Origin of the sequence: Streptomyces acidiscabies, from assembly GCF_020010905.1 — a bacterium.
Classification (GTDB): domain Bacteria; phylum Actinomycetota; class Actinomycetes; order Streptomycetales; family Streptomycetaceae; genus Streptomyces; species Streptomyces acidiscabies.
The window spans coordinates 3,754,668-3,768,488 of the sequence record NZ_JAGJBY010000001.1; the positions used below are offsets into that span (position 1 = coordinate 3,754,668).

General features: G+C 69.7%; 12 protein-coding genes. 4 read left to right on the top strand and 8 right to left on the bottom strand.

The window, feature by feature from the left end; all coding sequences use genetic code 11:
* The first annotated feature begins 6 nt into the window (after positions 1–6).
* On the top strand, positions 7–1,059 hold the full coding sequence (locus J8M50_RS17410) for an endo-1,4-beta-xylanase (protein ID WP_010350785.1): 1,053 nt from the start codon (positions 7–9) through the stop codon (positions 1,057–1,059).
* 8 nt (positions 1,060–1,067) lie between these two features.
* On the opposite strand, the gene J8M50_RS17415 is transcribed toward J8M50_RS17410, so the two are convergent.
* The 3 genes from J8M50_RS17415 to J8M50_RS17425 form a co-directional block, all read right to left on the bottom strand.
* Complete coding sequence (locus J8M50_RS17415) at positions 1,068–2,249, bottom strand: LacI family DNA-binding transcriptional regulator (RefSeq protein ID WP_010350786.1); 1,182 nt, start codon at positions 2,247–2,249, stop codon at positions 1,068–1,070.
* Between the two features lie 761 nt (positions 2,250–3,010).
* The gene (locus J8M50_RS17420; RefSeq protein WP_050370934.1) at positions 3,011–3,217 is read right to left on the bottom strand and encodes a DUF5999 family protein; all 207 of its coding nucleotides are present in this window, start codon (positions 3,215–3,217) and stop codon (positions 3,011–3,013) included.
* Positions 3,218–3,500: 283 nt separating this feature from the next.
* A complete protein-coding gene (locus J8M50_RS17425; RefSeq protein WP_010350787.1) occupies positions 3,501–4,085 on the bottom strand; it encodes a hypothetical protein in 585 nt (194 codons plus the stop codon).
* 588 nt (positions 4,086–4,673) lie between these two features.
* On the opposite strand from J8M50_RS17425, the gene J8M50_RS17430 reads away from it, so the two are divergent.
* The gene (locus J8M50_RS17430) at positions 4,674–6,191 is read left to right on the top strand and encodes a glutamate-cysteine ligase family protein (protein WP_010350788.1); all 1,518 of its coding nucleotides are present in this window, start codon (positions 4,674–4,676) and stop codon (positions 6,189–6,191) included.
* A 201-nt stretch (positions 6,192–6,392) separates the two neighbouring features.
* On the opposite strand, the gene J8M50_RS17435 is transcribed toward J8M50_RS17430, so the two are convergent.
* Positions 6,393–7,219 (bottom strand): IS5 family transposase gene (locus J8M50_RS17435; RefSeq protein WP_370516800.1). Its coding sequence is split into 2 segments (ribosomal slippage): positions 6,393–6,860 and positions 6,863–7,219, totalling 825 coding nucleotides; the frame shifts between segments, so codons are not numbered across the junction.
* A 146-nt stretch (positions 7,220–7,365) separates the two neighbouring features.
* Between J8M50_RS17435 and J8M50_RS17440 the strand changes: the two genes are divergently transcribed.
* Positions 7,366–8,157, top strand: a complete 792-nt coding sequence (locus J8M50_RS17440) for a CPBP family intramembrane glutamic endopeptidase (protein ID WP_010350789.1) — start codon at positions 7,366–7,368, stop codon at positions 8,155–8,157.
* A gap of 1 nt (position 8,158) precedes the next feature.
* Here J8M50_RS17440 and J8M50_RS17445 read toward each other — a convergent pair whose 3' ends face one another.
* The gene (locus J8M50_RS17445) at positions 8,159–8,968 is read right to left on the bottom strand and encodes a PhzF family phenazine biosynthesis protein (RefSeq protein WP_010350790.1); all 810 of its coding nucleotides are present in this window, start codon (positions 8,966–8,968) and stop codon (positions 8,159–8,161) included.
* An 80-nt stretch (positions 8,969–9,048) separates the two neighbouring features.
* Between J8M50_RS17445 and J8M50_RS17450 the strand changes: the two genes are divergently transcribed.
* A complete protein-coding gene (locus tag J8M50_RS17450) occupies positions 9,049–9,936 on the top strand; it encodes an NAD-dependent epimerase/dehydratase family protein (protein ID WP_010350791.1) in 888 nt (295 codons plus the stop codon).
* A gap of 52 nt (positions 9,937–9,988) precedes the next feature.
* On the opposite strand, the gene J8M50_RS17455 is transcribed toward J8M50_RS17450, so the two are convergent.
* The 3 genes from J8M50_RS17455 to J8M50_RS17465 all read right to left on the bottom strand — a co-directional run bounded on the left by J8M50_RS17455 (position 9,989) and on the right by J8M50_RS17465 (position 13,818).
* Positions 9,989–12,349 carry an ATP-binding cassette domain-containing protein gene (locus J8M50_RS17455; protein ID WP_010350793.1) on the bottom strand — a complete coding sequence of 787 codons (2,361 nt, stop codon included), beginning with the start codon at positions 12,347–12,349 and terminating at the stop codon, positions 9,989–9,991.
* 34 nt (positions 12,350–12,383) lie between these two features.
* Positions 12,384–12,617, bottom strand: a complete 234-nt coding sequence (locus J8M50_RS17460; RefSeq protein WP_010350794.1) for a hypothetical protein — start codon at positions 12,615–12,617, stop codon at positions 12,384–12,386.
* Between the two features lie 94 nt (positions 12,618–12,711).
* On the bottom strand, positions 12,712–13,818 hold the full coding sequence (locus tag J8M50_RS17465; RefSeq protein WP_010350795.1) for a hypothetical protein: 1,107 nt from the start codon (positions 13,816–13,818) through the stop codon (positions 12,712–12,714).
* Positions 13,819–13,821: the final 3 nt, after the last annotated feature.

Genomic DNA, 13,821 nt, shown 5'->3' on the forward strand with positions numbered 1-13,821 from the left:
CGCAGCATGCTCGTCCGCACCCGTCTCAGACTCGCCGGGGCGCTCGCCGCCGCCCTCGTCGCCGCCGGCGTCGCGAGCGGCCCCGCCGCCCAGGCCGGGGAACAGCACCACAAGGCGACACTCGCCGACCTCGCCCAGCGGCACGGGCGTTACTTCGGCAGCGCCACCGACAACCCCGAACTCACCGATGCCCCCTACAAGAAGATCCTCGGCCACGAGTTCGACATGATCACCCCGGGCAACGGGATGAAGTGGTACGCCACCGAACCCCAGCAGGGCGTCTTCGACTTCACCGCGGGCGACGAGATCCTGAACCTCGCCCGGGCCAACCACCAGAAGGTGCGCGGCCACACCCTCGTCTGGCACAGCCAGCTCCCCGGCTGGCTGACCGGCAAGGAGTGGACGGCGGACGAGCTGCGGGCCGTCCTCAAGAACCACATCCAGACCGAAGTCCGGCACTACCGGGGGAAGTTGTACGCCTGGGACGTCGTCAACGAGGCGTTCAACGAGGACGGCACCTACCGCGAGACCGTCTTCTACAAGACCCTCGGCCCCGGCTACATCGCCGACGCGCTGCGCTGGGCGCGGCAGGCCGACCCGCGCGTGAAGCTGTACCTCAACGACTACAACATCGAGGCCGTCGGCCCCAAGAGCGACGCCTACTACAAGCTCGCCAAGGAGCTGAAGGCGCAGGGCGTGCCGCTCGACGGCATCGGCCTCCAGGCGCACCTGGCCCTCCAGTACGGCTATCCGACGACGCTGGAGGACAACCTCCGCCGCTTCTCCCGGCTGGGGCTCGACACCGCGCTCACCGAAGTCGACGTGCGGATGTTCGTGCCCGCGACCGAGGAGAAGCTCGCCGAACAGGCCCAGTGGTACGCCGACATGACCGACGCGTGCCTGTCGGTGCGCCGGTGTGTTGGCATCACGATCTGGGATTACACGGACAAGTATTCGTGGATCCCGGCGGTCTTCCCCGGTGAAGGCGCCGCTCTCCCCTGGGATGAGCAACTCAAGCCGAAACCCGCCTACTTCGCGCTCCGGAACGCGCTGAAGTAGGTCGGGTTTCAGGGGCGGGCTGGTGGTGCGGTGCTGGACCGCACCACCAGTTCCGTGCCCAACTCGACGCGCGGGGAGTCGGGATGCTCGTCGTGCGCCAGGCGCAGGACCGTGCGGACGGCCAACTTGCCCATGTCGGCGAGGGGTTGGCGGACCGTCGTCAACGGCGGGGCGGACCAGCGGACTTCGGGGAGGTCGTCGAAGCCGACGACGCTCATGTCCTGCGGGACGCGCAGGCCGCGTTGGCGCAGCGCCTCCACCGCGCCGAGCGCCATCCGGTCGCTCGCCGCGAACAGGGCCGTCGGCGGGGCCGGGAGGTCCAGGAGGGTGCCCGCGCCCCGGAAGCCCGACGCGGACTGGAAGTCGCCGGGTACGACGAGGGCGTCGTCCACCGGGACGCCCGCCGCCTCCAGCGCCGCGCGGTAGCCGTCGTAGCGGGCGCGGGAGCACAGGAGTCTCGGGGGGCCCGCGATCAGGCCGATCCTGCGGTGGCCCAGGGCCAGCAGGTGTTCCGTCGCGGCGAGGCCGCCGGACCAGTTGGCGGCGCCGATCACCGGGACGCCGTCCGCGTACGTGCCTGTCGGGTCGACGACCACCAGGGGGACGCCGAGGATCCTCAACTCCTCGTGCAGTGTGGGTTCCAGGTCGGATGTGACCAGGATGACGCCGCCTGAGGCTCGGGCTCTGAGGTTGCGCATCCACTCTCTGGCGTCGCCGGTGCGGCCGTGGATCGCCGAGACGACTGTGCCTATGCCGGCCGCGTGCGCGACCTCTTCGACGCCGCGGATGATCTCCACTGCCCAGGGGCTGCCGAGGTCGTTGAAGACGAGGTCCAGGAGGGCGGGGGTGTGGGTGGGGGCGGTTGGGGGGCGTTTGCGGTAGCCGTGCAGGCGGAGGAGGTCCTCTACGCGGGCGCGGGTGGCGGGGGAGACGTCGGAGCGGCCGTTGACTACGCGGGAGACTGTGGGGACGGAGACGCCTGCGCGGCGGGCGATTTCGGTGATGGTGATTTTGGTGGGGGGTGAGGTGTTGGGGGAGGTGGCGGGTGTTGTGGTGCTGGGGGTTCCGATACGGGGTGTTGTGGTGCCGGGTGGCTTGGCGAGGGGGGTCTCGGGGGTGTGGGCCTCGACGCTGTGCGCCTTCACGCTGCTTGCTTCGACGCCCTGTGCCTCGGTGTTCTGTGGTGCCATGTGCCCGCCTCTGCTTCCGGTACCCGAGCCGAAACTTCCAGGAGTCTTCCGGAAAAAGGGTGGGGAGGGGAGGGGTTTTGGGGTGTGGGCTGGGGAAGGTGCGGGGCGTGTGGGGGTGGGTTGACCGGGTTTGGGGGTGCGGGGTGGGTGCGCACCAGGAGGGGCAGGGCGAGCTCCGGGGGCGGCGACAGTGCTGGTGCCTGCCGGTGGTGGGCCGGGGGTGTTCGACGCGTGGCCGAGAGCGGCGGGGTGGGCGTCGGGTCGCGCGGCGGGGGGCGGGCTGGCCGGGGTTCGGAGGGGCGGGGTGGATTGGTGGAAGGTGCGTGCGCAGGGGAGGCGTGGGCCGGGGGTGTCCGGCGAGAGTGCGAGGGGCAGATGCGCGCAAGGGGTGGGTGGGGAGGGTGTTCGGCGTGCCGTTGAGAGGGGCGGGGTGTCGGGTGCGGGGTGAGGAGGCTGGCTGGGGCAGACGTGTAGGGAGCTGGTGGGCGGGTGTCCGACGCGCGGACGAGAGAGGTGGGGGCGTCGGGTGCGGGGTGAGGAGGTCGGCCGGGGCAGACGTGCGGAGGGGGTGGGAAGCGTCCGGCGTGCGGTCGAGTGAGGTGGGGTGGCCGTCGGGCGCGTGGTGAGAGGGCGTGCCGGGGTGGACGTACGGAAGGCGTTCGGTGTGTGGCTGAGTAGAGCGGCGCGCGTGCGTCAGGGCCGGGACAGTGGTGTGTCTCCGGCCCTGGGGGTGCCTGGTTTTGGGTCTGGTTTTGGGTCTTTCAGGCCACTGCCACGATTCGGCCGGGGCCGGGCGGGCGGTGGGGGGCGATCACGCTGCCGTCCGGCAGTAGCTCACCTGTGTCCTCGAACAGTAGGACGCCGTTGCACAGCAGGCTCCAGCCTTGTTCCGGGTGGTGTGCCATCAGCCGGGCGCAGTCCCGGGCTGTGGAGTCGGCTGGCGGACACGGTGGCTGGTGCTGGCACATGGAAGGGATCTTTCGCTCTGTCGTGACGGATGAAGTGACCGGTGCGATGTGTGGATCGTGTGTCGTGTCGTTCTCGCGGCGCGAAGCGTCGTTCATGGCCGCCCCCGTTGTGATAAGTCGGTAGGAACCCAGTGTTGCTCTACGGGCATGGATCCGCAGGGATTTCGCGGTACCGCTCCTCACAGGTTCATGACGCGTCACTCGCACGGGCGGTTCAGTCCCGCCGCCCGGTCACTTCGGATGGTTCGAGCTGGTCACAACGGGCTAGTCCGGCAGGATGACGTCACGCGGGTGAGCTCAACAGGGGCGCCGGCGTGACCCGGTGGGTGAGCGCCGGGAGCAACTCCGCGACGCGGTGCGGGCGGTGGGCCGCGATGCCGGGCGGGGCCGGCGCCAGCGGGATCAGGACGTCCGCCGGTGCGGGGTGCCCGGTCGTGCCGTCCGACGCCCAGTCGCCGTGCAGCCAGAGTGTCAGCATGTACAGGCCGGGGACGGACAACAGGCGGGCCTGGACGTCGAGTTCGGTGGACTCCGCCTGACGCAGCGCCCGTTCCGTCGAGTCGATGTACGGGCCCTCGAAGAAATGCGAGAACGTCCAGCCGTCCGCCGTGAGACGGGTCTCCGCCGCGGCCACGGCCCGCTCCTGGCAGCGGATCAGGAACCGCCAGCCGGCCAGCCGGGTCTCGGGCACGCCCGCGGCGCTGATCCGCTCCAACACGTGCAGCGGGAGCGGGAGTTCGGGGACCGCCGGACCCTCGGCGGTCCTCAGGGACGGGGTGCGGGCCTCACGGACGGCCGTCGGGGAGCCGAGGGCGGTGAGGACGGAGCGCAGGGCGGGCGCGGGTGCCGGGGGGACATGCAGCGGCATGGTGGGTCGCCTCTCATTCGACAGGCAAGGGTGTGGCGCGAGGGCGGGGGCGGACGGCGCTGTCAGCTCTCGGATTCGGGGCGGTGCGATCGGAGAGGCAGCGCCGTGGCCGGTGTGCCGGGTGCGTGCGATCTGTCGTCCGCGGCCTGAACGGCAGTTCCTTCGGCCGGGCTCCCGCCTTCTCCGCCTGTCGCGGAGTTTATACGACGCGTGTTCGGGGTGGGTTTCGGCTACCCGATCCGTTTCCCCGCCGCAAGCATCTATTCGGTCGGCGAAACGACTGAATCCTCCCGATTCAGAACACCCTCACCGGCGTCCACCTGGGAAAGTCTCCGCCGCGCGGTCGGCGTATTTCCGTCGGTGTTTTTCACGAGCAGCCGAGTTCCGGAAAAAGAGTTCCGCGCCGGGCTTCGTCGAATGTGTCGCCGGTCACTTATGGGGTGCTTACGAGGGACTGGACCCAGCCTAGCGGGCCCCGGTCGGCGCCGGGGGCGTTATCGATCGTTCCGCTGGGCATCATCTTTCCTGACCCGGGACGACCCCCGGCGGCCGGGAGACCGGGCCGTCGGCCGAGGAGGGACGCTTCGTATGGGCGAGAAGGTCGTGGCAGGCGCGTTCGACCTGTCCGATCGGCAGCACTACCGCGACAAGCTCCGGCAGTGCCTCGCGGGGCTGGAGCGGCTGCTGGCCGAGCAGCGCTTCGACCGCCCCAAGAACCTCATGGGGCTGGAGATCGAACTGAATCTCGCGGGTGCCGACGGTGCGCCGAGAATGTTGAACGGGCAGGTACTCGAACGTATCGCGAGCCGTGATTTCCAAACAGAACTCGCCAGGTTCAATCTGGAAGTCAACATAGCTCCACACCGGCTCGGTGGGCGGGTATTCGACCAGCTCGCCGAGGAACTCCGTACCTCCCTGGCATATGCGCACCGTAAGGCCCGGGAAGTCGACGCCGGAATCGTGATGATCGGGATTCTGCCCACCCTCGCTGCCGAGGATCTCGTCTCCGCGAACCTCTCCGAGGTCGACCGGTACGCCCTCCTCAACGATCAGATCGTCGCCGCCCGCGGCGAGGACTTCACCCTCGACATCGACGGGGTCGAGCAGCTCTCCTGCACCGCCAAGTCCATCACCCCCGAGGCCGCCTGCACCTCCGTACAGCTCCATCTCCAGGTCACGCCCGGGCGGTTCGCCGATGTCTGGAACGCCGCTCAGGCCGTTGCCGCCGTCCAAGTCGCCGTCGGGGCCAACTCGCCGTTCCTCTTCGGGCGGGAGTTGTGGCGGGAGTCGCGGCCTCCGCTCTTCCTTCAGTCCACCGATACCCGGCCGCCCGAGCTTCAGGCCCAAGGGGTGCGGCCCCGGACCTGGTTCGGGGAGCGGTGGGTCTCCTCCGCGTACGAGCTGTTCGAGGAGAATCTTCGGTTCTTCCCTCCGCTCCTTCCCATCTGTGACGAAGAGGATCCGCTCGGGGTCATCGATGCCGGGGGGACTCCCAAGCTCGCCGAACTCGTCCTTCACAACGGGACCGTGTACCGGTGGAACCGGCCCGTCTACGGGGTTGCCGACGGGGTTCCTCATCTGCGGGTCGAGAATCGGGTGCTTCCCGCCGGGCCCACCATCACCGATGTGCTTGCCAACGCCGCGTTCTACTACGGCGTCGTGCGGGCCCTTGCCGAGGAGTCTCGGCCCGTGTGGGCGCGGTTGCCCTTCGAGGCCGCTGCCTCCAACTTCGATGCCGCTTGTCGGTACGGGATCGAGGCTCGGGTGTTGTGGCCTCGGCGGGGGCGGCTGGGTGGGGTGGGGGAGGTGGACGTGGTGAGTCTGGTGCGGGATGAGTTGTTGCCGTTGGCTGCTGCTGGGCTTGATGCGTGGGGGGTGGAGGCCGTGGATCGGGACTTCTATCTCGGGGTGATCGAGGAGCGGTGTCGGTTGCGGGTGAATGGGGCTACCTGGCAGGTGGCTACGTTTCATGGGGCGCTGGAGGCGGGGGTGTCCCGTGAGGAGGCGTTGGCCGCTACTACCCGGCGGTATGGGGAGTTGATGCGGGCGGGGGAGCCTGTGCATTTGTGGCCTGTGGGGGTGGGGGAGGTTGCGGCGTTGGGGTGACGTGGGGTTTTTCGCCCCCGCCGCCCCTACCCTCCCCCAAGCTCTTCGAGCAGGGGGGACCCCCACATCCTGAAGGGGCTCCGCCCCTTCGACCCCAGCCGGGGGCTTCGCCCCCTGGGCCCCCCGGGTGCGTGGTTTGGTGCGGGTGCGTTGTGGTTGCTCGCGCAGTTCCCCGCGCCCCTAAAAGACTAAGAGGTTGTCTCACGTGGTGAGTTTCGCGAGCTTCTTGTAGCAGGTCAGGGCGGCTGCGAGGCCGAGGAAGGCGAGGAAGTGCGATCCCTTCCGCTCGTATCGCACGGTGAGGCGGCGGTAGCCGAGCAGCCAGGCGATGGACCGTTCGATCTTCCAGCGGTGCCGGCCGAGTCGCTCGCCGGACTCGATGCCCGGACGTGCGATGCGCGGGACCAGGCCCCGTTCACGGAGCCAGGCCAGGTGGTCGGCGGAGAAGTACGCCTTGTCCGCGCGGATCTTGACGGGACGTCGTCTTCGTGGTCCGCGCCGCGAGCGGACGGCGGGTATCGCCCGGATCAGCGGCTTGAACGCCTGGCTGTCGTGGAGGTTCGCGCCGGACACCGCGAGGGCGAGCGGGATGCCCTGGGCGTCGGACAGGACGTGCAGTTTGCTGCCCTTCTTGCCGCGGTCGACCGGGTTCGGCCCGGTCAGTGATCCCCCCTTTTCGCACGGACGGAGGCCGCGTCGATGATCGCCGAGGTCCAGTCCAGCTCACCCCTGGCGCCGAGTCGGTCGAGCACGGCCCGGTGCAGCCGGCGCCACAGGCCGGCTTCGGTCCAGGCCGTGAACCGGCGGTGCGCTGTCGCCGGGGACGTACCGAACGTCGGCGGCAGGTGCCGCCAGGCACACCCGCTGGTCAGTACGTACACCACCGCCGTGAACACGGCCCGCTCATCACGCGGAGCGGTCCCGCCTCCCTGCGGTCGAGCGACGAACGACGGCAGCAACGGGGCGACCAGCTCCCAGAGTTCATCAGGAACCAGCCGCTTCGACAGATCGGCAGTCACGACCGACATCATGCCGCACGAACATCACGCCACATGAGACAACCTCTAAAAGACTAGGGGAGCCGTGTGTTTCACACCTGTCCCGCGTTCCTCAGCAGCAGCGGCGCGTTCCGGCTGGGGGAAGATGGGGGGCCGGACAGGAAGTGGGTGGGTGCGTGGTGTCTTCTGCGGCTGAGGAGCAGCCCTTGGGGCGGGTTTCTCGGCGGGCGTTGCGGGATGAGACCTTGCTGGTGCTGGGGGTGTCCCTGGGGGCCAGTGGGGTTTCCGCGCTCATTAGTTTTGTTGGGTCTGTTACCAAGCCTGGGGGGCTCAAGGATCAGACTGCGACCCTCAATGGGTCCGCTGCTCCTGGGCGGCCCTGGCTGGATCTTGCCTGGCAGTTGTTCGGGATCAGTAGTTCGTTGGTGCCTGTGGTGCTTGTCGCTCATTTTTTGATGCGGGAGCGGGCTTCGTTGCGGGTGCTTGGGTTTGATCGGACTCGGCCCTGGCCCGATCTGGGGCGGGGGGCCGGTGTCGCCGCTGTGATCGGGAGTAGTGGGATCGCGTTCTATCTCGCCGCGCGAGGGCTCGGGTTCAATCTGACCGTCGTGCCTGAGGCTTTGCCCGACGTGTGGTGGAAGTACCCCGTGCTGGTGTTGTCCGCCTTGCAGAACGCGATCCTCGAAGAGGTCATCGTCGTGGGGTATCTGCTGCGTCGGCTGGGGCAGTTGGGGTGGGGGGCGGGGGCTGCGCTTGTTGCCAGTTCTGTGTTGCGGGGGTCTTATCACCTTTATCAGGGGATCGGGGGGTTCATCGGGAACATGGTGATGGGGGTGGTGTTCGTCTATCTGTATCGGCGGTGGGGGCGTGTGGGGCCGCTCGTTGTCGCGCATTCACTGCTCGATATCGGGGCTTTTGTGGGGTACGCCCTTCTCGCCGGGAAAGTCGACTGGTTGCCGACTCCCTGAGTCAGGCGAGGAGCTCGCCCTCGATGACCGTGACCGCGCGGCCGGTCAGGAGGGTGCGGTTGCCGCGTAGGGCGGTGCGGACTCGGCCCGCGCGCGAGGATGCCTGGAGGCCGGTGAGGTCGGGGCTGCCGAGGCGCTGGGACCAGAAGGGGGCCAGTGCCGTGTGGGCGCTGCCCGTGACCGGGTCCTCGTCGATGCCGACGTTCGGGAAGAAGCAGCGGGAGACGAAGTCGTAGCCGAGGGCGGGGTTCTCGGCGCGGGCCGTGGCGATGATGCCGCGCGTGGAGTACGCGGCGAGGGCCTTGTGGTCGGGGCGCAGGGCGTGGACGGTTTTCTCGTCGGGCAGCTCCACGACCAGGTCGCCCACGTTCGCGCCCGTGTCGTACGCGGACAGCGGTTGCGCGTCGAGTGCCTCCGCGACGCCGTCCGGGATCGCCACCTCCGTCAGCGGGGCCGTCGGGAAGTCCAGGGTGATCGAGCCGTCCTCGGCGGGGGTGGCGGTGAGGATGCCGCTAAGGGTGCGGAAGCGTACGGCGCCCTCGTGGGCGCCTGTCGTGTGCAGGACGTGCGCGGTCGCCAGGGTGGCGTGGCCGCACATCGCGACCTCCGTGGCGGGGGTGAACCAGCGCAGGGCCCAGTCCGCCTCGGGGTCGTCCGGCGTCGGGTGGGCGAACGCCGTCTCCGCGTGGTTGACCTCCAGCGCGATGTTCTGGAGGCGGTCGTCGTCGGGGTAGGAGTCCAGGAGCAGGACGCCCGCCGGGTTGCCGGAGAAGGGGCGGTCGGTGAACGCGTCCACGATTCTGATCTGCATGGACGTGACAGTAGGGGGTGGCGGAGGCGGGGGACCAAGGCCAATCCGGGAAAACTGGACGGGTGCGAGGGAACTGGCGTATGAGGTCGGACGTTGTTGTGGTCACAGGGGCCGGCGGGTTCGTCGGGACGGCGGCTGTGCGGGAGTTGCTGGCTCGGGGAGCGCGGGTCCGGGCGGTGGTGAGACGGGTTCCGGAGGAGGTGGTGGCGGGTGTCGAGTGGGTGACCGGTGATCTGACCGAGCCCGGTGCGGTGTCGGGAGTGTGCGAGGGCGCGCGGGCCGTCGTCCATCTCGCCTCGTACATCGGGGGCGACGAGGCGATGTGCCGGGCCGTGAACGTCGACGGGACCCGGGCCGTGATGGCCGAGGCCCGGCGGGGCGGGGTGCGGCGGGTGGTGCACCTGTCGACCGCCGCCGTGTACGGGGCCGGGCCGCACAGCGGGATCGAGGTCGGCGAGATCGTCGCCGAGCCGGTGTCGGCGGTGAGCCGGAGCCGGCTGGTCGGGGAAGGGTTCGCGTTGGAGGCGGGAGGTGTGGTGTTGCGGCCGGGACTGGTGCTGGGAGAGGGGGACCGGTGGGTGGTGCCGGGGCTGCGGGAGCTGGTGGCCCGGGTGCCGGGGGTGTGGGACGGCGGCCGGGCCCTGCTGTCCGTCGTCGACGTCGCCGATCTGGGGCGGCTGATCGCCTCGCTGGCCCTGGCGGAGGGGGTGGTGCCCGGTGGGGTGTACCACGCCAGCCATCCCGTGCCGGTGCGGATCGGGGAGCTGATCGCCGGGCTCGTGGCGCGGGGGGAGCTGCCGCCGGTGCCTGCGGTGGAGTGGAGCTGGGAGGAGTGTCTGGAGCGGTTCCGGGCGAGTGAAGGGCGGGCGAGTGAGCGGCAGTTCGCGTTGGTGGGGCGGGATCACTGGTACGTGAGCGAGGAGGTCTGGCGGGTCGCCGGGTGCGAGCCGAGGGGGCGGGGGTGGTGACTTGGGGGCCCTGATCCTCGTACGACTTGGTGGTTGCCGTACGAGGGGGCGCTCAGGCGTTCACGTACTCCGCGAGGTGTTCGGCCGTCAGGGTCGTGCGGGATGCGATCAGGGCGGACGGGGTGCCCTCGAAGACGATCGTGCCGCCGTCGTGGCCGGCGCCGGGGCCGAGGTCGATAATCCAGTCGGCGTGGGCCATGACCGCCTGGTGGTGTTCGATGACGATGACCGACTTGCCGGAGTCGACGAGGCGGTCGAGGAGGGCGAGGAGTTGTTCGACGTCCGCGAGGTGGAGGCCGGCGGTGGGTTCGTCGAGGACGTAGACGCCGCCCTTGTCCGACATGTGGGTGGCCAGCTTGAGGCGTTGGCGTTCGCCGCCCGAGAGGGTGGTGAGGGGCTGGCCGAGGGTGAGGTAGCCGAGGCCGACGTCCGCGAGGTGGCCCAGGATGCGGCTCGCGGCCGGGGTCTTCGCCTCGCCCGTCGCGAAGAACTCCGCCGCCTCGGCGACCGGCATCGCCAGGACCTCGCTGATGTCCTTGCCGCCGAGGTGGTAGTCGAGGACGGCCGCCTGGAACCGCTTGCCCTCGCAGTCGTCGCAGGTCGTGGAGACGCCCGCCATCATCGCCAGGTCGGTGTAGACGACGCCCGCGCCGTTGCAGGTCGGGCAGGCGCCCTCCGAATTGGCGCTGAACAGGGCCGGTTTGACGCCGTTGGCCTTGGCGAACGCCTTGCGGACGGGCTCAAGGAGGCCCGTGTACGTCGCCGGGTTGCTGCGGCGGGAACCCTTGATCGGGGTCTGGTCCACCGAGACGACGCCGGCCGTGCGCGGGACCGAGCCGTGGATCAGGGAGCTCTTGCCGGAGCCCGCGACGCCGGTGACGACCGTCAGGACGCCGAGGGGGACGTCCACGTCCACGTCACGCAGGTTGTGCCGCGTCGCGCCCCGGATCTCCAGCTTGCCGGTGGGCTCGCGGACCTCGTCCTTCAGCTTCGCGCGGTCGTCCAGGTGGCGGCCCGTGAGGGTGTCCGTCGCGCGCAGGCCCTCGACCGTGCCCTCGTAGCAGACCGTGCCGCCCGCCGTGCCGGCGCCCGGGCCCAGGTCCACGACGTGGTCGGCGATCGCGATGACCTCCGGCTTGTGCTCGACCACCAGCACCGTGTTGCCCTTGTCGCGCAGGCGCAGCAGGAGGTCGTTCATCCGGCGGATGTCGTGCGGGTGCAGGCCCGTCGTCGGCTCGTCGAAGACGTACGTCACGTCCGTGAGCGACGAGCCCAGGTGGCGGATCATCTTCACGCGCTGGGCCTCGCCGCCCGACAGCGTGCCCGAGGGGCGGTCCAGGGAGAGGTAGCCGAGGCCGATCTCGTTGAACGAGTCCAGGGTCTCGCCGAGCGCGGTCAGGAGGGGGGCCACCGAAGGGTCGTCCAGCTTGCGGACCCACTCCGCCAGGTCGCTGATCTGCATCGCGCAGGCGTCCGCGATGCTGATGCCGCCGATCTTCGAGGAGCGGGCCGCCTCCGTCAGGCGGGTGCCGTCGCAGTCCGGGCAGGTCGTGAACGTGATCGCGCGGTCCACGAACTCCCTGATGTGCGGCTGCATCGCCTCTCGGTCCTTCGCGAGCATCGACTTCTGGATACGGGGGACCAGGCCCTCGTACGTCATGTTGATGCCCGCGATCTTCATGCGGGTCGGCTCCAGGTACAGGAACGCGTGCAGTTCCTTCTTCGTGAAGCGTTTGATCGGCTTGTCCGCGTCGTACAGGCCCGACTCCGAATACAGGCGGTAGCTCCAGCCGCCCGTCTTGTAGCCGGGGACCAGGAGCGCGCCGTCGTTCAGGGAGCGTTCCTCGTCGAAGAGCTGCGTCAGGTCGAAGTCCGTGACCGCGCCCCGGCCCTCGCAGCGGGGGCACATGCCGCCCTGGATGCTGAACGAGCGGCGCTCCTTCACGGTCTGGCCGCCGCGCTCGATTGTCACCGCGCCGGCGCCGCTGATCGAGGCGACGTTGAACGAGAACGCCTTCGCCGGGCCGATGTGCGGTGTGCCGAGGCGGCTGAAGAGGATCCTCAGCATCGCGTTGACGTCCGTGACCGTGCCGACCGTCGACCTGGGGTCCGCGCCGAGGCGCTGTTGGTCCACGATGATCGCCGTGGTCAGGCCCTCCAGGACGTCCACGTCGGGGCGGGCGTTGTTCGGCATGAAGCCCTGGACGAACGCGCTGTACGTCTCGTTGATCAGCCGCTGCGACTCGGCGGCTACGGTCCCGAATACGAGCGAGCTCTTCCCCGACCCCGAGACGCCGGTGAACACCGTCAGCCTGCGCTTCGGGATCTCCACACTGACGTCCCGCAGATTGTTCACCCGCGCGCCGTGCACCCGGATCAGATCGTGACTGTCAGCGGCGTACGGCTTGGTCATCGCGGCTCCTTGTGTGGGCGGGGGTGAGGTCAGGCTAGGTGGGGGAGGGGGGTGTGCGCTTCTCGATTCCTGACCGGTGGGGTGGGGAGAGGGCGGCGTGCCGGTCGGCGAGGACGAGTTGGGCGTCGGGGATGCTCAGGGCGGCTTCGGCGACGAGGGTGTGGATCGCGGCGATCGTGGCGCCTCGGCGGATGTCCTGGTCGATCTGGCGGCGTGTGGCTTCGGGGAGCTGCTGCCAGCGGGCGAGCCGGGCGGGGGGTTCCATCATCGGGGTCTCGCAGGGTCTCTCGGGGCTTCCGGGTTCGGGAGGAGCGCTGGGGGCCAGTTCATGTGGGTGCGGCGGGGACCGTGCCGGGCTGTGGTCAGCGGCCTGTGAGGACGGCGTTCACGGCCGTGGGCAGGGTGCCGGTCATGGGGAGGCGGGTCATGTTGTGGCGTTCTATGTAGCGGTCCACGAATCTGGCGTAGGAGAGGGAGACCCGGGAGTAGCGGTCGTAGATCGTGCTGGGGAAGTCTGTGGCGTCTTGGAAGTACGCGGTCAGGCGTAGGAACGTGCGGTGGAGTCGGGTGCGGTGTTGTGCGTTCTGCTGTTCGTGGCGGTCGGGGCGGACTCCGAAGTTGGTCGGTTCCTTTACGCCTACGCCGTGCTGGTCCTTGGCGATGTCCATGCCGAGGGTCTGGGCCACGCCTGCGGAGACGAAGGACGCCCAGTCGCAGTCGTCGAAGGGGAGGCGGAAGTAGTAGGCGATCAGGTGCAGGACGGGCAGGGTCTCCGCCGCGTAGGTCCGCACGATGCTCGCGCGCAGCACGTCCGGCTCACGGACGTACGCCTGGATGGCGTCGAAGCGGCCCTCCGGCGCCATGCCCGGTCCGGCGGTGGACCACTTCTCGTGGAACTGGATCCGTGCGCTGAACAGCGTCTCCTGGTAGGCGTGGGCGAGCCACCGCGCGTCCCGGTCGCCGCCGAGTGCCTTCACCCGGTCCAGTACCTCCCCCAGGCTCTCGTCCCCGATCCGGTGTACGCCGCCGGCCACGTCCTGCGGCGGGACGACGATGTCGTCCAGGACCGCCATCAGCGCCACGGCCTTGGCGAGCGCGTGCCACAGCGGATCCCGGCGATAACCGGCCAGCCACAGGGTGAGCCACTGCACGGAGTCGCGGACGATGTACCGGTGCACGTCCTCCAGTGACGTGTCGCCCTTGCGCGTACAGATCAGCTCCGCCGGCTCCGCCCCGGCCAGCCACGCCGCGAAGGCGCGCCCCTGCGCACTGCTCCGGTACGCCTCGTCCGTGGCGTCGAGCAGCGCGAGCCGGCCTTGGCGGCACTCGCCCTCGATCTCCAGCAGTTCCGCCTTGTCCAGCGGCTCGGGGCCGGTCTCCGGGAGGAACCGGGCCAGCCCCCGCAGCTGAGCGTCCCGCGCCCGCGCGGTGTCGAACAGGCCGATCTCGCTCAGGTGGAACTCCAGCATCGA

Bases quoted from the DNA above. Each gene is read 5' to 3' on its own strand.
- J8M50_RS17450 (WP_010350791.1), top strand. From the start codon at position 9,049: ATGAGGTCGGACGTTGTTGTGGTCACAGGGGCCGGCGGGTTCGTCGGG.
- J8M50_RS17420 (WP_050370934.1), bottom strand. From the start codon at position 3,217: ATGTGCCAGCACCAGCCACCGTGTCCGCCAGCCGACTCCACAGCCCGG.
- J8M50_RS17410 (WP_010350785.1), top strand. From the start codon at position 7: ATGCTCGTCCGCACCCGTCTCAGACTCGCCGGGGCGCTCGCCGCCGCC.
- J8M50_RS17430 (WP_010350788.1), top strand. From the start codon at position 4,674: ATGGGCGAGAAGGTCGTGGCAGGCGCGTTCGACCTGTCCGATCGGCAG.
- J8M50_RS17425 (WP_010350787.1), bottom strand. From the start codon at position 4,085: ATGCCGCTGCATGTCCCCCCGGCACCCGCGCCCGCCCTGCGCTCCGTC.
- J8M50_RS17445 (WP_010350790.1), bottom strand. From the start codon at position 8,968: ATGCAGATCAGAATCGTGGACGCGTTCACCGACCGCCCCTTCTCCGGC.
- J8M50_RS17465 (WP_010350795.1), bottom strand. From the start codon at position 13,818: ATGCTGGAGTTCCACCTGAGCGAGATCGGCCTGTTCGACACCGCGCGG.
- J8M50_RS17455 (WP_010350793.1), bottom strand. From the start codon at position 12,349: ATGACCAAGCCGTACGCCGCTGACAGTCACGATCTGATCCGGGTGCAC.
- J8M50_RS17415 (WP_010350786.1), bottom strand. From the start codon at position 2,249: ATGGCACCACAGAACACCGAGGCACAGGGCGTCGAAGCAAGCAGCGTG.
- J8M50_RS17460 (WP_010350794.1), bottom strand. From the start codon at position 12,617: ATGATGGAACCCCCCGCCCGGCTCGCCCGCTGGCAGCAGCTCCCCGAA.